The sequence below is a fragment of the Martelella sp. K41-7 genome (assembly GCF_055808365.1).
In genome coordinates this window covers 282,508-300,902 of the sequence record NZ_JBVVRV010000002.1, presented here as the reverse complement: position 1 = coordinate 300,902, position 18,395 = coordinate 282,508, and the positions used below count along the sequence as shown (strand labels likewise).

The following is an 18,395-nucleotide window of genomic DNA, read 5'->3' as shown; positions in this document are numbered from 1 at the left end:
GGCGCTCCCTCAGCGTTTGTTTCTGCGGCGCATGACATCAACCAATACGGTTACCAAGATCAGCGTGCCGATAACCGCACGCAGCCAATAAGCCGATACATTGGTGAAGATCAGTGCGGAGCCGATGGTGGCGAAGAGGATGGCGGCAAATGTCGATCCGATGACCGTCCCGGTTCCACCAAGGATCGAAACACCGCCAATAACGGCGGCCGTGATCACGGTAAGTTCGAGGTTCGGCGGGACCGTCGACTGGATGATCTGCAATTGGGTTGCAAACAGAATGGTGGCAAGCCCTGCAAACGCCCCATGGATCATGAACACGATCATTGTGCGTCTTTCGATCGGAATACCTGTCGCGCGGGCCGCTTCAGCGTTGCCGCCCATTGCATAGAGCGAACGCCCAAAGGCCGAGTAGCGCATCCAGAAGGCGGCCAGCAGCGTCAGCGCCACCATGAAATAGATCGGAGCCGGAACGCCGAACGGTTTAAGCTGAGAGATCATAAACGACTTTGGCAGTCCCGATATCCAGTCGCCGCCGGTCACAGAGATCAACCCGCCGCGCAGGATCGACATCATGCCGAGCGTGACCACAATGGATGGTATGCGGGCATAGGCAACCAGGATGCCAACCACCATGTTGATCGCTGCGCCAATGACGACCGGCGCAAGCCAGGCAAGCCAGACCGGATAGCCGGAAACGGCAATGGTGCCGGAAATCGTCGCGAGAACACCGATCAGCGCGCCGACGGAGACGTCGATATGGCCGGTAATGATCACCATCGACATGCCAATAGCCGCCACGGCGATATAAGCGTTTCCTGCAAAGATCGTGTTCAGGTTCCGCACACTCAAAAAGCGTGGATTGTAACTGCCTACAACGATCAAAAGCACAATGATGGCGCCGAGAATGACGATTTCCTGGCCGTATTCCGTGTAGAGCTTTTTGAAAAACCCAGCCCGGCTTGTGGCGCTTCGCCGCCCGAAAGAGCCGTTGTCTTCTGCTACCATCATGCCGCATCCATTTTCTTTTGCTCTGCGGTCATCGCCATTCCCACGCTTTCCGGTGTGGCATCCGCGCGATCTATTGTCTCGACAACGGAACCGTTGTTGATGACCATGATACGGTCACTCATTCCCAGAACCTCAGGCAGCTCGCTGGAGATCATGATGATCGCGAGACCTTTCTGCGCAAGCTCCCCCATTACCGCATGAATTTCGGCCTTGGCGCCGACATCGACGCCGCGGGTCGGCTCATCGAGAATCAGGATTTCTGGCTGTGTCTCCAGCCACTTGGCGACAACGACTTTTTGCTGATTTCCGCCTGAAAGCTCACCCACGGCTTGGTGCACATCACCGCGTGAGCGCACCCCCAGGCGTTTCACGGCCGCAAGCGCGCGCCGCGCCTCTTCGGCAAACGGTATGATGCTGAAGGTCGTCATCCGGTCCAGCGATGCCATCGAGATGTTCTGACTGATGGGTAACGGCTTGACGAGCCCCTGCAATCCGCGATCTTCAGGGACGTAGGCTATTCCCAGATCGCGGGCGCTGCGGGGCGATCGGATGACTTCCTGCTTGCCTTTGACCCGGATCGTGCCAGATGTGGCAGGCGTAATTCCGAACAGTGCCAGAGCCAGTTCTGTGCGACCGGACCCGATCAATCCCGCAACCCCGAGGATCTCACCGCGCCGTAACGAAAACGAGACATTTTTGACCAGCGGGCCGCAATTCAGCCCCTCGGCTTCGAAAACAACCTCGCCAATATTCGGCTCGACTTTTGGGAAAAGCTGCTCGATGGCACGCCCGACCATCATCGATACCAGCTTGGCCTCATCAACCTCGTCAATCGCGTGCGTGCCGATCAGCGCGCCGTCGCGCAACACAGTCACGCGATCCGCCAGTTCGAAGATTTCCGACATGCGATGGCTGACATAGATGATCGCAACGCCCTGCGCGCGCAGCTTTTTCACCACATCCATCAATTGGTCGACATCGGCCTGGGGAAGAGACGCTGTCGGCTCGTCCATGATCAGGACGCGCGCATCATGGCTGAGCGCTTTTGCGATCTCGACCCGTTGGCGCTGGGCAACGGACAAGGTCGAGACCTTGGTGTCGGTGTCCAATGCATAGCAATCAAGACTGTCGAGCAGGCGACGCGCACGCGACCGGGCCTCTGCCCAGTCAATGCCACCCCAGCGTCTCCGCGGCGAATGACCGAGAAAAATATTCTCCGTGATGGTCAATTCCGGGAAAAGCAACAATTCCTGATAAACCGTGGCGATGCCGGCCCGGCTGGCATCCCGTGTGGTTGAAAACGAGACGGGCTGGCCTTCGATTTCGATCACACCGCCGCTATCGGGTGCATGGAGCCCCGATAGGATTTTGATCATGGTGGATTTGCCAGCGCCGTTTTCCCCCAAAAGGGCATGAACCTCGCCTGGACGGACATCAAAATCGATATCCTTTAGCACCTGTACGGCACCAAAAGACTTCCCGACGCCGATCAGGCGCACGAATGGTTCGTGTTGCTGAGACACTTGATCCTCCTCCGACGGTCCGGGCGGTTTCTCCTCCGCGCCCGTTCGTTCTTGCGATAACTACGCACGAAGATTGCAAATCGTCAATATTTGATTGTAAATAATCTCTCTTGCGCTTTTGACGCAAATTGGTCATCAAAAAGGCGAGGAAAAGAGGAATCTCAATCATGAAAGCAGATGGAGGCGAACAAGAACGCCACAGGCTGATCCAAAACACCTTGGCCGATCAACCTTTTGCGACAGTGAAAGACCTGCTCGCGGTCGTGGACGTCTCGCCAGCCACCGTCCGGCGCGATATCGCCAAGCTTCACAAGGCCGGTCTTATCCGAAAAGTGTTTGGCGGTGTGGCACTGCCGGAGAACGCGACAGCACCCCGTTTTCATGCGCGGCCATTTGCCGAAAACAGGGTTTTGAATGTCGATACCAAACGCGCCATAGCCCAATGCGCACAAGACTTGTGTCGCGATGGCGACACCTTGATCGTCAATGGCGGCACGACCTGCTTCCTCTTCGCACAGCTTCTGGCCAAGAGGAGCGTCAAGATCTACACCAACTCGATGCCGGTTGCCTCCGCCCTTTGGGAGAGTGGCACCTGTCATTTGAATGTTGCAGGCGGCGATCTCTACCGCGAACCGGGTATCATATTTTCCCCATCTGCACCCGAACCGGATCTTTATGCCTCGAAATTTTTCATTGGCGCCCAAGGCTTCGGGCCGAATGGCGTGCTGGAATCCAACCCCTTGATTGTCCGTGTTGTCAAAAGCCTTTTAAACCAGGCAGATGAGGTCATCGTTCTGGCCGACAGCTCGAAATTTGACATCCGCGCACGCCATTGCGCGCTCCCAATCACGCGCATCGACACTTTGATTACCGATGATCGCATATCGGAAGCCAACGAAACCATGCTTCGCAACGAAGGCGTTGAGGTCGTCATCGCATTCACCAAACACCTGACCGGTGCCCAGACAAATGCGAAGACAGGCGTACAGGAATGACGATGGAAACCGTGCAACTTACCCCCATTGAGGACTATCTGTCAGGCCCGACCATGGCAGTTTTCGATTTTGGAAAAACAAACGCCAAAATGCTGGTTTTCAACGAAAATGGTGCGACGGTCGCCGGGTGCCGCACGGCGCCACGCTGGATTGAAGTTAATGGCCGGCGGGTGATGGATGATCACTATTTGTGGACATGGATGCAGGCCGCGTTGCGTGGCGCTGCGGTTTCATACAACACTGATCGTGTGATGGTTTCCGCCCATGGCTGCACATTTGCCGCAGTTGAAGGTGATCATCTGGCTTTACCAATTCTCGATTATGAAGCGCCGATCCCGGCAGATATCCGACAAGCATTCCTGAAGGTCAAACCGGACTTTGCCGAAACCGGGGCGCCGGATCTTCCAAACGGATTTAGCTACGGCATTCAAGTCTACTGGATGGCGCTGGCCGAGCCCGAGGCCTTTGGGGCAGCAACGGCGATTCTGCCCTATGCGCAATTCTGGATTTGGCGGCTGACGGGAAAAGCGGTGTCTGAGGTAAGTTATCTTGGCTGCCATTCGCACCTCTGGGCACCCTACAGTCAGGATTTTTCCAGCCTCGTTGACACCATGAACTGGCGCCAAAAAATGCCACCGCTGATCCGTGCAGGGCTGCCAGTCGGATCGTATGAGCTTTCGATGGAAGACGGTACGCGTCATGCAATGACCGTGCACAACGGCGTTCACGACAGCAATGCGGCTTTTTCCTTCTACACCAATCTCGGCTATAGCAACTTCACACTGGTCTCGACCGGCACCTGGGTGGTCACCATGAACACGGATGCCCCCTATTCGGTCATGGATGAAAACCGCGACATGCTGACCAATGTTACTGTCGACAAGCAGCCGATTGCCACCGCCCGTTTCATGGGCGGACGCGAGTTTGACCTTATTTCGGAAAAAGCGCGGGTCGCGATAACCGCCAGTGATATTCAAGCGGTCATCGACAAGCAGCAAATGGCGCTTCCAAGCTTTGCAGATGGCGGTCCGTTTCCGGGCAGGCACGGCAAGCTGATCGGGCCTGAAGCCAACTCGGCCCGCGAACGGGCCGCTATTGCCACCCTTTATCTTGCCTGCATGACCAATCTGACCCTCGATCTTCTTCAATCGAATAATACGGTGGTCATTGATGGCGGGCTTTCAAACAACGCGATGTACGGCCCGCTGATCAACGCATTAAGACCGTCCCAGACCGTCTTGAACAATGAACAGGCAGAGGGCACGGCCGCAGGTGCTGCAGCGTTGGCCTTCGGCTCATTCACCAACTCGCCATTTAAGGATCCGTGCAAGGTCTGCGAGACGGTTCAGCTGGAGGGGCTTGAGCATTATTATGAACGCTGGCGGATGATCTGCCTGGAAGAACAATAGGGCACCGTAAAGTTGACCTGTCGGTGATCGACCTGTGCGATCTTTCAGAATGACCCAAGTCGCTCTTGATCGCCCACGCGGGTGTCATCGTGGCGGTAAGCCGCAAGCTCATGATAACCGCAAACGCCCTGTCCAAAGCGCGCCAGAAGCGGGCCCCTCAAACGTCATGAGAGATATGGTTGCTAGAGCCTGTAAGTCATAAACGAAATCATTGCGAGGTTCCCTTTCGTCGATTTAGCGAACACGCATTGCCGCAGCGCTGCATGATGACTTGACGGGTCGCCCTGCTGCGGAGCGCATTTTCGGCGGACCTGTAGGCTGCGAGGATCAAAGTTTCTCACGACACTGTCTTGGGGGGCCTGCGCAGCAACGACAAGACCTTCAAAAAGGCGCTGGTGACAAGCGAACAGGACCGCCCGAAGGTTTCCGATCATGTCCCATGACGTGGTTTAGCAGTTTCGCGGTGTTCTCCTATAAACGGCGGAGCAGAAGTCGGACACGAACGCGGCGGGATAGTCCAGCCGCGGGCGGCGTAGAGGAGGAAATCGGCGTGGTGGAACCGAACGCTTCGGAAATTTGTACCCAGCTCACGGTCCAGGAGCAGTCCGTTTCCGCCGTATTTCGTGAACGGATGGACATAGAATATGGCATCACGATACAGGTGTGGCTCGATCACGCCGCCACCAACTATTTCGACGCAACATCGGGAAAGGCCCATCCCTTCGGCTGACAGTGTCCATTCTCGAAGGAAAACCGATTTCACCCAAGCGGCGGCAGCGACTGAAACGGGTCAATCACCAGAACCCCGAGGGGTTCGAAATGACGGACATTGCGGGTCAGCACCGTCAATCCATGGGCCTTTGCAGTCGCGGCGATGGCAATATCGGCAAATCCCGGCTGATGGGCGCGGGCAGCATCAAGTATTTCACCGGCGGCATACGCACATCGAAGATCGAAGGCCAGCAGCTTTTCGGCATAGAGATATTCAATGCTTTGCCACCATGCCCGCAACCGTTCAGCCTTGGCCGTCGCCAGTTCTCGCTCCGCCTTTGCAATCCCCGATCTGACCTCCGAGGCCGTGATCACCGACAGGAACAGATGGTCGCTTGCGTGATCAAGCCAGTCGATCAACCCCGTCTCCTCCTTTCGTCTGGAGGGCGCAAGCGCGGAAATAACATTGGTATCAACGAGATACATCAAAAATCGACGGGCCGGCCGGGCTTGTCATTGCGTTCGGCAATTGTGTCTTCATCTCCCGGATAAGCGGCCAGAAGCTGACCGAAACTGGGCACGTGGGAAAGCTTTTCATACTCTTCGTAGGACAAAACAACGGCTTCTTTCCGACCATGACGCGTAATCACGGAAGGCGTGCCGCGCACCGCCTGGTCGACAACCGCCGAAAAGGTCGCCTTGGCATCCCTGAGCTGGATTTCCTTCATCATTGTCATCACCGTTTGTAACCACTGTAGTCACACATAATTCATCTCCCCGCGTTTCACAAGGGCTGGGCGCTTTGACCGAATGGGATGAACTGAAGTGGTCCGGCAAAACTGGGCATGCTGCCAATCACAAGCCCGAACCAGGTCTGGTGTGGCGACATGACTTACATTCCGGTACGGCGCGGGTTCCTGCATCTCGTGGCGATCATGGATTGGGCGACGCGGAAAGTGCTAAGTTGGTGCCGCATGGCGTCTCTGCGTGATCTGACCCTAGGCCGCAAACCGGTCCGGAAACGCAGGACCACTTCAGTGTAGCTCGGCAGGCCCATCTGATAACTGCGTCGGCCAGCCGCCATTCGGCCAACGTCAGACTCTCATAGATACGGGCCGCAAGAGCGCGCATGTTATTCTATCCACCTTCCAGCGAGCCTAATGAACGCGCGACAGTTTTTTCGCGTAAAGCTGAATGTGAAAGAAACGACGTTGAGCCTTTTGATGAGAAATGCTTCAAATGAAGCGTCAATAGCTCTCAAAACTGCCCAAATCCTGCTTTTGAGACGCGGTTGACAGTTTGTCGGAGGAAAGAATGACGGGCCTTGAACATCTTGTCAGCTACAGATCGAGCGATCCGCTCGATGCCGAACACTATATGAAACGCTCTTTCTGCGATCATCGTCTGGAGGTCTATGCCGGGCGCGAAGTCAGCTTCCGTCACAACGCTGTCAAATCCGCCCATGGTGCTTTCAACTGCCTCGAATATGGCACCGAGATCGAGGTCAGCGCGCCGGGGTTTGAAGAATTCTACATGCTGGAGATGCCGCTTGCCGGCGGTGTACGGATTGATTTCGGAAAGTCCGAGATCAGCTCCGCGCCCGGCAAGGCGCTGCTATTGTCGCCCGGCCCCCGGTTCCGCTCGCGCTGGCACGCTGAAACGCGGCAATGGATGCTGCAGATCGACCGCTGCAGGCTCGAGCAGCGCGTTGCCCGGCTGACCCATGGCGCGAATACACAGACGCCGATCTTCGACCCGGTCATCGATCTGAAAACCGGTCATGGAAAGCGGCTTCTGGAAGAATTTCAGCTCCTGTCCGCCGATCTTGCCAAGGAGGGCGGCGACGGTGATCTCCTGCGGGAGGGCATCACCGACAGGATCATCAATCTGATCCTCGCCAATATCCCGTTTCTGAACGGAAAGACAGTCGTCCCCGACCGCCTCGCCGCAACGCCGCGCCATGTAAAGCGGGTGATGGATGCATTTCACACCCGTTTCGGGGAGAAGCTATCGATGACGGCGCTTGCCTCGGAGATCGGCGTTTCCGAACGCGCGCTCTACGAGGGTTTCCAGCGACACTATCAGAAAACGCCTTATGAAATGCTGAAGCGGGTGAGGATGGAAGAGGCCCGCAGACTGATTGTCGATGACGGCCAGCCGGTCGGCGCTGCAGCGCGGCGCGCCGGCATCCAGCACCTTGGCCGTTTCTCTGCGAGCTATTATGAAATCTTCGGCGTGCTGCCGTCGGATGATGGCAAAAGCCGCCACTGACACCTAGCCTTATCCACATCCTGCATAAATCCGGCATCAGGCCGTGATCGGAGCCCCTTGGCGGGATGACAATCCGGTGACATTGCGGCATCGTTGCCTGATCTGCGGGGCTATCACCTCCGCAGCACATGCAGGACGATACTGAGGCAGGATTGAAATGAACATAGGCGTGAAGGCGGAGGCGAACGAGCGGCGCGCTCTGCCGAAAACACCACTATTGAGCTGCTATTTTCCGCTCGGCGATGAACGCGTCTCGACGGAATTGCTGGATGTCTATGCAGGCGAGGGCGTCGATATCATCGAGATTGGTATGGCGTCGCTCGATCCCTATCTCGATGGCAATGATGTTCGCGCTTCCATGGAGCGCGCTGATCGCCGCAACTGGCGGGCAGATCTCGACGCCGTCCTCGCTCGGCTTGCCTCATATCGGAAGCCACCGCGCGCCCTGCTGATGACCTATGCCGATGCCGTCCATCCGGGCCTCGACACGCCAGACCTGTGGCGCGGGCTCGACAGTCTGCTCGTAGTCGCAAGATCCGACGATCCGCTGGCCGTACGGCTGGAACGACAGGCCTCCGATCACGGCGTCCTCATATCGCCATTCCTGGCGCTGCCGCTCGATGAGCGCGATCTCGCAAGGGCACGCGAAGCAGAATTTTATATAATGCTTCAGGCGCATGACGGTCCGACCGGGCCGCGCGCCGTGCTCGACCCTGCCAATGAAGACCGTATCGCACGGCTGCACGCGGCAGGCGCACGGGCACCTATCCTGCTCGGCTTCGGAATTTCCGAAGGCACTCAGGCCCGCCAGGCCATGACGCTTGGCGCCGATGGCGTCATCGTCGGTTCGAAGGTGCTGCGAACGTCGCTTGAAGGACGCGCACCGCTTGCGACGCTTCTCGCCGATCTGAGGAGCGGGCTTGATGCGTGACGATGCCTATGTGATCGGGTTCGATATCGGCTCCACCGCCGTCAAGGCCGGGCTTTTCACCCTTGGCGGCGATGTGATCGATCACTGGAGCCGCAACTATCCGACGGAAAGGCCAGGCCCGGGCATCGTCGAACAAAACCCGCAACACTGGATCGATGGCATACGCGACGCCATTAACGGCCTGCTTGACGGGCGCGATCCCGATCGCGTTGCAGCCGTCGGGCTTTGCAGCCAGGTCAATACCGATGTTTTCGTGGATGCTGCCGGCCAACCGCTGGCACCGGCGATCGTCTGGCAGGATGTGCGCGCCGCGCGCGAGGCCGAGGCGCTCGACCGCACGATCTCGCCGGCCGACAAAAAAGCCTGGTGGGGCGCCGAAATGCCGATCGGTGCGAGCCATTTGCTTGCCAAGATGATGTGGTTCAGGAAACACCGTCCGGACCTTTATGAAAAGACCCGCTACGTTCTGTCGCCCAAGGACTATTGCCTGCTGCGGCTGACGGGAAAAGCGGTCGCCGACCCGATCGCATCCTTCGGTCATGTCGGGCTCGACCTTGGCTATATCGATCCACTGATCGCCCGCGTCGAGGGTGCCGCCGATCGCCTGCCGCCACTCGGTTTCTTCACGGACATCGCCGGCGAGATGAAGCTTGGCAGCCACGCCCGGTGTGTTCCCGTGGTCGTCGGCACCATGGATGCCTGGGGCAATCTCTTCGGCTGCGGCGTATTTAGGCCCGGACAGGGCATGTATGTCTCCGGCACCAGCGAGATCCTGGCGCTTGCCGGACAGAAGCGCATCGGCGCCCCCGGCGTCGTCACCTTCGCGACCGTCGATGGGCTGGTCGTCAATGCCGGACCGACGCAAAGCGGCGCGGATTCGCTGCGCTGGTGGAGCCGGACGGTCGGCGTCGAGCCGGGGGATGTTGCAGCCCTTGCCGAAAAAGCGGATCGCGATGGCCGTCCTGTCCTGTTCCTGCCGCATCTGGAAGGCGAGCGCGCACCGCTCTGGGATGCGGATATCCGGGGATCGTTCGTCGGCCTCGACAGCCGCACCGGGGGGCCTGAATTCGCGCTTTCCGTGCTGGAAGGCGTTGCCCTTTCGGCTCGTCAGCTTTTCAGCTCCCTCACCGATGCCGCCGGTTTTCGCCCTGACTGGCTGCTTTATGGCGGTGGCGGCGCGCGTTCGGATCTGTGGAGCCAGATTCGTGCGGATTGCCTCGGGGTCGCCCTTCACAGGTTTTCCTATAATGATGTCGGCTGTCTTGGCGCCGGCATCATGGCGGCCGTCGGCGTCGGCGCATTTTCAACCATTGCCGAGGCCGTACCGGCGATGACGTCAGTTCAGACGATATTTGAACCGGACCCCAAGCGTGCGCGGCGCTATGACCGCATGTTCGAGGCCTACGTCAAGGCCATCGACGCGCTGAAGCCGATCGGAATCATAGAGACGGACGACCCGATCCGTTAACGGGTCCCGGATAAATCAAACAAGGAAGAGGAAGAGGAACAGTATAATGAAAACAATCAAGACCACACTTGCAGCCTTCGCGCTGACACTTGCCGGTTCGTCCGCCGCGCTTGCGACAGATGTCACCATTCTCACCCCCTATATCAGCTCAATCCCGACCAACGAGATGGCTCAGAGCTTCAAGACGGAGGGCGAGAAGCGCGGCTGGGACATCACCGTCATCGACACCCGCAACGACTTCGGCCAGCTCGCATCGCGCCTGGAAGACACGGTCAACGCCAAGGCAGATGCGATCGTGCTGATCTCGACCGATCCGGGACAGGTCGGCGATCAGGTCGACATGGCCGCCGAAGCCGGCATTCCGATGATCTCGCTCGACGGCTCCAAGCACGAAAATGTCGCCGTCAACGTCACCTCAAACAATTTCGAGCTTGGCACCCAGCTTTCCGAAGCGCTGTTCGATGCGCTCGGCGGCAAGGGCAATATCGTCAAGTTCTACCACTCCGCCCATCCCGGCGTGCACCAGCGCGAACTCGGCCTTGACGCGACGCTGGAAAAATACTCGGATATCAATGTGATCGCTGAACACTTCGTCAAGGTGCCCGGTCCTGTCGATGACGGCCGCATCGCCATGGAAAACATCCTGCGTCAGTACGGCGACCAAATCGACGGCGTCTGGGCAGCATTCGACGATCCGGGCATCGGCGCGGAACTGGCGACCGAATCCGAACTGCCGGACTCGAAGCTCATCATCATGGGCATTGACGGCAATGCGCAGGCAATCGACATGATCAAGTCCTGCACACATTTCAAGGGTACATTCCGTCAGGACTTCCCGGGCATGGCGGCCGCTGGAGCCGAACAGCTTGAAAAGATCCTCGAAGGCGGCGCGGCAGATAGCGATGAAATTTATGTGCCGGCCGTTCTGATCACGCCGGAATCGCTTGGCGTGACCTGCCCCTGAGGCATCATTCCGGTCGCCCGTTCCGCCCACGGGGCGGTCGATCGGCTCCGCTTTAACTTCTGCAGGACTATGACCATGTTGCTGAGCATCAAGGCGCTTGAAAAGCGCTTCAGCGGAGCGCGCGCGCTTGACGGCGCCTACCTCGATGTCGGGGCGGGTTCCGTACACGGCCTTCTTGGCGAGAACGGCGCGGGAAAATCGACGCTGATCAAGACACTGTCCGGGCTTTTGAAGCCCGACGCCGGCGAAATTCTGATCGACGGCAAACCGGTGACGATCGAGAATGTTCACCATGCCGAGACACTAGGCTTCCGCTTCATCCATCAGGAGCTGAGCCTGGTGCCGCATTTTAACGCTGTCGAGAATGCCTTTGTCGGCAGACACTACCCCAAGCGCGGACCATTCATTGATCGGCGCGCCATGGCCGAGAAGATTGCCGAGACCGCGCGTGATATTGCTCCGGACCTGCCGCTTGATGTGCCGGCGGCGCGGCTGACGACCGGCCAGAAACAGCTTGTCGAGATCATCCGGGCGCTGATCGGCGAGCCGGCTCGGCTTGTCGTGATGGACGAGCCGACGGCTTCGCTTTCGGACGGCGAGGCGCGGCGGCTCTACAGGGCAGTAGAACGGCTTTCAGAGCGTGGCGTCGCCGTGATCTTCATTTCCCACCGACTGGACGAGGTTGTGGAAATCTGCGACCGCTTCACCGTTCTCAGAAACGGCGCAACCGCCGGTTCCGGCGAAATCTCAGAGATCGACCGCGCCGGGCTGGTTCGGCTGATGTCGGGGCGCGATGAGGTGCGGCTTGCCCAAAGGCCGGCCGAAACCGGAAATCCCGTCGTGCTGAAGGTCCGCGATCTACCCTTCGGCAACCATGGCTCGGAGGTTTCCTTCGATATCCGGGCCGGCGAAATTCTGGGGCTCTACGGCCTCGTCGGCGCGGGTCGTTCTTCACTGATGAAGATCGTCTGGGGCGCGACCTCCCATGATAAAGGTGGGATATTCCTCAATGGCAAGACGCTCCGCCCCGGCCGGATCGGCGACCGGATTGTTTCAGGCGGCGCTTATGTACCGGAGGATCGTCGCCATGAAGGGCTGATCACCAGCCGAACGATCGCGGAAAATCTCGCCATCGCCAATCTCGCAGCCGTACGTCTGGCGGCCAGCCTTCCCTGGACAAGCGTTTCCGCGCTGAAGCGACGCGCGGAAGAGGTGAGGAAGGCGCTTTCGGTCAAAATGGGATCTCCCTTTGACAGGCCGCTGACGCTTTCGGGCGGCAATCAGCAGAAGCTTCTATTCGGACGCTGGCTCGGTCGCCCGATCCGCCTTCTCATTCTCGATGAGCCGACGCGCGGCGTGGATGTCGGCGCCAAGTCGGAAATCCATGCGGTTGCGCGCCGCTTTGCCGATGAGGGTGCGGCGGTGCTGATGACCACATCCGACATGGATGAGCTTCTTCAGCTGTCCTCGCGCGTTCTCGTGCTCGCCGGCGGGGAGGTGACCGCAGAACTTTCGGGCCAGGCGCTCACCCCGCCGGCCATCATCGATGCCGCATTTCAACATCAGTCACGGAAAGACCCTGCAGCATGACCGGTCTCGTCAGACGTTACGGCACGCTTGCCGCACTTGTCATTATCATCATTGCCTTCTCGATCGCGTCACCGGACGCCTTCGGCTCGGCCAATAACCTGATCAACATCACCCAGCAGATGACCCTACTCGCCATTGTTGCGATCGGCGCGACCGTGGTTATGGCTGTCGGCGAATTCGATCTGTCGACAGCCTCGATCGTTTCCTTCGGCGGGATCCTCGTCGTCGTGCTGTTCAAGCTTGGTGTTCCGGCCCCGCTCGCCTGTCTTGTCGTGCTGGCAGCGGCCTCGGTTTTCGGGGCGATCTCCGGCTTTGTCGTGGCACGGTTCGAGGTGCTGTCCTTCATCGCAACGCTTGCCGTCGGCACAATCATCGGCGGCATCACCTTCTGGCTCAGCGAGGGCGCGACGCTCTTCGGTGACATTCCCGGCGGCTTCCGCGATATCGGGCGCGGTCGTACGCTCGGCCTGCCGACGCTGACCTGGTGGCTGGTCGGCATCGCCATTGTCGCCTGGCTGATCCTCGACAAGTTCGAGGTCGGACGCAGGCTTTATGCGATCGGCGGCAACCGTGAAGCCGCCCGTCTTGCCGGCGTCAAGATCGTCTCCAACACCATGTTCGCCTTCATCATTTCGGCGGTGTTTTCGGCTCTTGTCGGCATTCTTTTGACGGCGCGCATCGGCTCGGCGGGCCCGACCGGCGGTGGCGGCTATCTGCTTTCGGCCTATGCGGCGGTGTTTCTCGGCATGACCGCGTTTCGCGAGGGTGAAGCCAATGTGCCCGGGACGCTGGTCGGTGCGGCCATCATCGCCGTGATCGGCAACGGGCTGACCATCCTCGGGGTTTCGACATTCCTTCAGGATATCATAACCGGCACCATCATTCTTGCAGCCGTTCTGGTGCGCCGTGTAGGAAGGGCCTGAAGATGACGCGCATTCACGCAACCCAATCTCGCGCGGGCCGCTATGGCTCCTTCGGCGGTCAGTTCGTCGCCCCCGTCCTTTTGCCCGTGCTCGACCGGCTGGACGCAGCCTACCGCGCGGCATGGTCGGACCCTGCCTTTCATGCCGAGCTCAATGTGCTGTTTAACCGTTTCGTCGGCCGCCCGACCCCGCTCTTCGATGTGCCGTCATTTCCGGCCCGTACGGGCGGTGCACGAATCGTCCTGAAACGCGATGACCTGACCTTCAATGGCGGCAATTACGCCAACTCCGCCGTCGGCCAGTGCCTGCTCGCCCGCCGCATGGGACTGTCGGGTGTGGTGACCGATACGGGCTCCGGGCAGAACGGCATAGCCGCCGCAGCAGCAGCCGCGCGTTTTTCCATGCGGTGCACCATCTATATGGGCGCGCGCGACGCCGCCGTCCAAGCGGCAGCGGTGAAGAAGATGCGCCTCTTCGGCGCGCGTCTCGAGATCGTCGATGACGCCGACCGCGCGCTGAGTGCTGCAACCAGCGCCGCAATCCGCCACTGGATGGGACATTCGGAGACCGATGCCTATGTTGCCGGCGCGCCGATCGGCCCGCACCCATTCCCGGAAATGGTGGCGGCGTTTCAGTCGGTCATCGGTAAGGAAACGCGGCTGCAGCTGATCGAGGGTGGCATTTTCCCGGCGGCGCTGTTTTCCGCTGTCGGCGGCGGCTCGTCGACCATCGGCCTGTTTTCCTCCTTCGTCAGCGATCCAGCGGTCCGTCTCATCGCTGTGGAGGCGGCGGGTTCAGGCGCGCCCGGCGCTCTTGATTCCGCGCGGCTTTCACATGGACAGCGCGGCATTTTCCACGGCGCAGAAACGCTGGTTCTCTCCGACGCGGAGGGCCAGATCCTGCCGGCCGCCTCAATCGCGCCGGGTCTTGCCTATCCGGGATCGGCGCCGCAGCTCGCCGATCTTGTCGAGCGCGGCCGCATTGAAACCATGTCGGTTACAGACGAGGAAGCGCAAAAGGCAGTGCGCCGGCTTGCCGAGACGGAGGGCGTGCTCCTCTGCCTCGAGGCCGGCCACGCACTGGCAGCAGCGTCGAAGATTGCCCGCACCATGGAGCCGGACGAGGCGGTGGTGATCATGGCGCCCTCATCCGGCGACAAGGACATCGATATTCTCTGGCAGGAAGACTGATATGGTGAAGAAGACCCCACAAAAAACAAACCGGATCGACGCGCTTTTCGACAGGCTTCAAAAGCAGGGTCGAAAGGCCTTCGCTACCTTCACCGTCGGCGGCGATCCGACGTTCGATGAAAGCCTCGCCCGGCTGAAGACCTTCGTTTCCGCCGGGATCGATCTCATAGAGATCGGCTATCCGTTTTCCGATCCGATCCTCGACGGCGCGACGATCCAGAAGGCCAATAGGCGGGCCATGGAGGCCGGCGGCAACCTATCCGGCACCATCAAACTCTGCCGGGCCTTCCGGGAGGACGATGACACCACGCCGCTGGTGCTGATGGGTTATGCCAATCCGATCATGGCACTCGGTGTCGAGCGCTTTGCCGAAAAGGCGGCGGCGGCCGGGATCGACGGCATCATCGCCGCCGACATGCCGCTGCGCGAAGCCGACGCACTGCTGGATGCGCTTTTCCGACACGGGCTCTACATGATCCCGCTCGCTGCCCCGACGCTCGATGCTGCGGATTTCGCCGTCGGCCGACCGGGGCTCGGCGGCTTTCTCTACTGTATCCCGGTGGTCGGCCCAACCGGCGGACCATCTGCGCCGCAGTCCGCGATTGCCGAGGCCGTCGAGCGCTGCCGGCGTCAGAGCAGCCTGCCCGTCATGGTGGGCTTCGGCGTCAAGACCCCGGAAATGGCCGCGGGCGTTGCAAGCGTGGCCGACGGTGTCATCGTCGCAACGGCCCTGATCGACGCGTCCAATGCGCTGCAGCAACAATTCCCGCAAGCCGGTCCTGCCCTGGAACAAGCCCTTTCAGACAGGATCTCAACCTACAGGGTTGAGATCTAGAGTAGCCGTATCGATCAGGGGGCTTGGCAAGGCGGACCAGCACCTTGGGCCAAGGTCTCATACGCGGCCGAAATCGCCCCTGAAGGCTTGCGAGCGCATAATGGCTGTCAGAGTTCGCACTATATGTTGGGGCGTCTCCAGCCGCGCTTGTCATGCGCTGCAGCCATGGCGTGGACGGCGCGTTCGATCTCGAAGCCCTTGTCGAAATCAATCACGCAGGCAGACTTTCCGGCCATGGTGGCAATCAGGTGGCGGCACTCGATCGCCTTGAGGTCGTTGAAGCCACGCCCGTGACCGGCCCAGTCGGCCCGAAGCTGCGTGTGTAGTTCCGTTCTGTTTGGCAGCAAACGGAACCACAAACCACTGAAACCGCTCAAGTCTTGTCGAGTTGAGCTCTCAGGAAGCGCGACATGCCGCTCCCTGACCTTTCAGAATGCCGCGCGATATATCGCGAGCGCATCCTCTTCAGAAACCGGGCGTGGGTTGTTGACCAACAGCCTGGTCTGGTTCATCGCGTCAGATGCAAGTGTCGGAAGGATTTCCTCGGGGATATTCATTGCTCTGAGAGAGGGTTGCAGACCGCAAGCGCGTGACAAATTCTCAAGGCTCTCGCAGAAGGCAACGGCCCTTTCCTGCCCCTCCAGAGCCGAAAGCTCCGGAAATACGAAGGGGGCGAGTTCGGCATAGGGCCCGGGCGATGTCACAATGTTGAAGCGCAGAACATGCGGCAAAACCAGCGCATTGGAAAGGCCATGCGGAATGTGGAAGTGCCCGCCCAGCGGATAGGCAAGCGCGTGAACCGCAGCGACGGGAGAATTTGCAAAGGCCTGCCCGGCCAGCATTGACCCCAGAAGCATATCCGACCGCGCAGCCACGTCCGAACCATCCTTGACGGCTTTGAGCAGGGAGCGGCCCATCAAGGTCAGAGCCTGCGTAGCCAGCATGCGCGATAACGGGTTGTTATTGGGGCTGGCCGACGCGAATGCCTCGATCGCGTGAACCATGGCATCGATGCCGGTTGCCGCCGTTATGTGCGGAGGAAGTCCGTAAGTCAAAGCCGGATCAAGTACAGCGACATCCGGCAGTAGCACAGGCGAGACCACGCCCATCTTCTCGCTGGCGCCGGTGGTGACAATGGAAATCGGCGTGACTTCGGAGCCGGTGCCCGCGGTCGTCGGCACAAGGATGAGCGGCAGGCGCCGGCCACGCACCTTGTTCACGCCATAAACATCTTCAAGCGTTTCGTTGCCCTGCACCAAAAGCGCGACAAGCTTGGCGACGTCCAGCGACGAGCCGCCGCCAAGGCCGAGAATGCCTTGCGCGTTGGCCGCACGCGCCTTGTCCACTGCGGCAAGCACCACATGCTCCGGCGGATCGGCCTCGACATCGCTGAACAGCTCCACGGCAATGCCGCCATCGCTCAGAAGGCTCACCGCACGTTCAACAATTCCCGTCCCCATCATACCGGGATCGGTTACGAGCATGACGCGATCACCGATCTGCGCCTTCACCAATGCCGCCAGATTATCCAGAATGCCAACACCAAATCTTATCGACTTGGCGGTGTCGAATGCAAATTTATCCATTGTCTTCCTCCAAATGCAGTCTCAGCGGCTGAAACTGAAGCCAAACAGCGCAACAGGCGAAAAGCCGGCGGTCGCGATGAAGACCTGTGCCGGCATTCGCGATTAAGGTCGGGGTGACTTCCCGAACCTCGATATGCTCAGGAAAAGCCCGCGATCTGTTTGATGCGCCTATCGGGCACGAAAATGCCGGGATCGATGACCTGCATTCATCCGGAGATCCCGCCAATCTGCAACGCGGCAACGCGGCGCGCCATTGCCCGCTGCTGCTCGGGGCTCTCGTCGGAGCGCGGGCGATACCAGATCGTCATCCAGTTCACCGCCCCGAGCATGCCTTTGACGGCCAACGACATATCGGCATCCCGACGAACGCTTCCATCCGCCTGACCTTCGCGGAAAGCTTCGACGAAAAGCTGTTCGAATCGGTGTCTGATGTCCATGATCTCGTCGAGGCTGATGCGTTGTTCGGGGGTGGTCGCGCTCAGGCGATGCATATGGACGCCCTGCACGACAACGGCTTCATAGGCGATGTTCTGCATCATGGTCAGGGCATGCGTCTCTAGCATGCGCTGCAGTTTTTCGCGGCCGGTTCCTTCATCCGACTTCGCTGCCGTCACCGCGTCCATCAGACGCCTCATTCCTTCGCGGTGAACCTCGAAGAAGAGATCGGTCTTGGATCGGAAGTAATGGTAGATGCGACCCTTGGTCGCGCCCAGGCGTCGCGCAACATCATCAATGCTTGTGCCCTGGAACCCCATTTCGGTGAAGCAGAGCGCAGCGCAGTCCAGGATTTCGACTACACTCTCACCGAGAGTGCCCGAATCCTCCTGACCTCTGCTCTTCAACGCCCATTCCCGGTGCATGTCTTGTTTGGCCACCCGTTCCCCCTGCAGTCAACGTCCTAGGCTCGTGCCCGTCCAGCCATAAAGCTGATCGCGAGGTCGGACAACAAACTTCGCGTCGGCATCAGGTCTGGACAGTTCGGGATTCG

The 18,395-nt window shown here is 59.6% G+C and carries 18 protein-coding genes and 1 pseudogene; 12 read left to right on the top strand and 7 right to left on the bottom strand.

Translation table 11 applies throughout. The annotated features are described in order from the left end of the window. Positions 1-9 precede the first annotated feature (9 nt). Together AC0L7L_RS21870 and AC0L7L_RS21865 are read right to left on the bottom strand one after the other, a co-directional pair. A complete protein-coding gene (locus AC0L7L_RS21870; protein ID WP_272214619.1) occupies positions 10-1,011 on the bottom strand; it encodes an ABC transporter permease in 1,002 nt (333 codons plus the stop codon). After that, a complete protein-coding gene (locus AC0L7L_RS21865; protein ID WP_473514235.1) occupies positions 1,008-2,534 on the bottom strand; it encodes a sugar ABC transporter ATP-binding protein in 1,527 nt (508 codons plus the stop codon). Before AC0L7L_RS21865 ends, AC0L7L_RS21870 begins: the two co-directional genes overlap by 4 nt. A 167-nt stretch (positions 2,535-2,701) precedes the next feature. Between AC0L7L_RS21865 and AC0L7L_RS21860 the strand changes: the two genes are divergently transcribed. From AC0L7L_RS21860 to AC0L7L_RS21850, 3 genes are all read left to right on the top strand, one after another. Further along, positions 2,702-3,529 (top strand): DeoR/GlpR family DNA-binding transcription regulator, encoded by an 828-nt coding sequence (locus AC0L7L_RS21860; protein ID WP_473514234.1) that lies wholly within the window; start codon positions 2,702-2,704, stop codon positions 3,527-3,529. Beyond that, entirely contained in the window at positions 3,526-4,938 is a 1,413-nt protein-coding gene (locus AC0L7L_RS21855; RefSeq protein ID WP_473514233.1) for an FGGY-family carbohydrate kinase, read from the top strand. Before AC0L7L_RS21860 ends, AC0L7L_RS21855 begins: the two co-directional genes overlap by 4 nt. A 550-nt stretch (positions 4,939-5,488) precedes the next feature. Beyond that, positions 5,489-5,668 (top strand): hypothetical protein, encoded by a 180-nt coding sequence (locus tag AC0L7L_RS21850; protein ID WP_272214626.1) that lies wholly within the window; start codon positions 5,489-5,491, stop codon positions 5,666-5,668. A gap of 29 nt (positions 5,669-5,697) precedes the next feature. Here the strand turns inward: AC0L7L_RS21850 and AC0L7L_RS21845 are convergent, their stop codons facing one another. Both AC0L7L_RS21845 and AC0L7L_RS21840 read right to left on the bottom strand, forming a co-directional pair. Then, positions 5,698-6,135, bottom strand: coding sequence for a type II toxin-antitoxin system VapC family toxin (locus tag AC0L7L_RS21845; protein WP_272214627.1), 438 nt, complete (start codon positions 6,133-6,135; stop codon positions 5,698-5,700). Beyond that, the gene (locus tag AC0L7L_RS21840; protein WP_473514271.1) at positions 6,135-6,377 is read right to left on the bottom strand and encodes a type II toxin-antitoxin system Phd/YefM family antitoxin; all 243 of its coding nucleotides are present in this window, start codon (positions 6,375-6,377) and stop codon (positions 6,135-6,137) included. Before AC0L7L_RS21840 ends, AC0L7L_RS21845 begins: the two co-directional genes overlap by 1 nt. 102 nt (positions 6,378-6,479) lie before the next feature. Here AC0L7L_RS21840 and AC0L7L_RS21835 point away from each other — a divergent pair. From AC0L7L_RS21835 to trpA, 9 genes and pseudogenes are all read left to right on the top strand, one after another. Continuing rightward, positions 6,480-6,641: pseudogene (locus AC0L7L_RS21835) on the top strand (DDE-type integrase/transposase/recombinase); the annotation flags it as partial. 322 nt (positions 6,642-6,963) lie between these two features. After that, positions 6,964-7,920 (top strand): AraC family transcriptional regulator, encoded by a 957-nt coding sequence (locus AC0L7L_RS21830; RefSeq protein WP_272214629.1) that lies wholly within the window; start codon positions 6,964-6,966, stop codon positions 7,918-7,920. 157 nt (positions 7,921-8,077) lie between these two features. Beyond that, a complete protein-coding gene (locus tag AC0L7L_RS21825; protein WP_272214630.1) occupies positions 8,078-8,851 on the top strand; it encodes a tryptophan synthase subunit alpha in 774 nt (257 codons plus the stop codon). Beyond that, positions 8,844-10,319, top strand: coding sequence for a xylulokinase (locus tag AC0L7L_RS21820; protein ID WP_473514232.1), 1,476 nt, complete (start codon positions 8,844-8,846; stop codon positions 10,317-10,319). Before AC0L7L_RS21825 ends, AC0L7L_RS21820 begins: the two co-directional genes overlap by 8 nt. A 46-nt stretch (positions 10,320-10,365) precedes the next feature. Further along, the gene (locus AC0L7L_RS21815) at positions 10,366-11,283 is read left to right on the top strand and encodes a sugar ABC transporter substrate-binding protein (protein ID WP_473514231.1); all 918 of its coding nucleotides are present in this window, start codon (positions 10,366-10,368) and stop codon (positions 11,281-11,283) included. A 75-nt stretch (positions 11,284-11,358) separates the two neighbouring features. Then, positions 11,359-12,873 (top strand): sugar ABC transporter ATP-binding protein, encoded by a 1,515-nt coding sequence (locus tag AC0L7L_RS21810; RefSeq protein ID WP_473514230.1) that lies wholly within the window; start codon positions 11,359-11,361, stop codon positions 12,871-12,873. Next, a complete protein-coding gene (locus AC0L7L_RS21805) occupies positions 12,870-13,796 on the top strand; it encodes an ABC transporter permease (RefSeq protein WP_272214636.1) in 927 nt (308 codons plus the stop codon). The genes AC0L7L_RS21810 and AC0L7L_RS21805 overlap by 4 nt, the downstream gene beginning before the upstream one ends. Before the next feature lie 2 nt (positions 13,797-13,798). Next, complete coding sequence (gene trpB / locus AC0L7L_RS21800) at positions 13,799-14,986, top strand: tryptophan synthase subunit beta (RefSeq protein ID WP_272214637.1); 1,188 nt, start codon at positions 13,799-13,801, stop codon at positions 14,984-14,986. A gap of 1 nt (position 14,987) precedes the next feature. Then, positions 14,988-15,821, top strand: coding sequence for a tryptophan synthase subunit alpha (trpA, locus tag AC0L7L_RS21795; protein WP_473514229.1), 834 nt, complete (start codon positions 14,988-14,990; stop codon positions 15,819-15,821). Between the two features lie 119 nt (positions 15,822-15,940). On the opposite strand, the gene AC0L7L_RS21790 is transcribed toward trpA, so the two are convergent. The 3 genes from AC0L7L_RS21790 to AC0L7L_RS21780 all read right to left on the bottom strand — a co-directional run bounded on the left by AC0L7L_RS21790 (position 15,941) and on the right by AC0L7L_RS21780 (position 18,282). Then, complete coding sequence (locus tag AC0L7L_RS21790) at positions 15,941-16,168, bottom strand: hypothetical protein (protein WP_272214638.1); 228 nt, start codon at positions 16,166-16,168, stop codon at positions 15,941-15,943. A gap of 81 nt (positions 16,169-16,249) precedes the next feature. Then, positions 16,250-17,407 carry an iron-containing alcohol dehydrogenase gene (locus tag AC0L7L_RS21785; RefSeq protein ID WP_473514228.1) on the bottom strand — a complete coding sequence of 386 codons (1,158 nt, stop codon included), beginning with the start codon at positions 17,405-17,407 and terminating at the stop codon, positions 16,250-16,252. A gap of 206 nt (positions 17,408-17,613) precedes the next feature. Next, complete coding sequence (locus AC0L7L_RS21780) at positions 17,614-18,282, bottom strand: TetR/AcrR family transcriptional regulator (RefSeq protein ID WP_473514227.1); 669 nt, start codon at positions 18,280-18,282, stop codon at positions 17,614-17,616. Positions 18,283-18,395 lie beyond the last annotated feature (113 nt).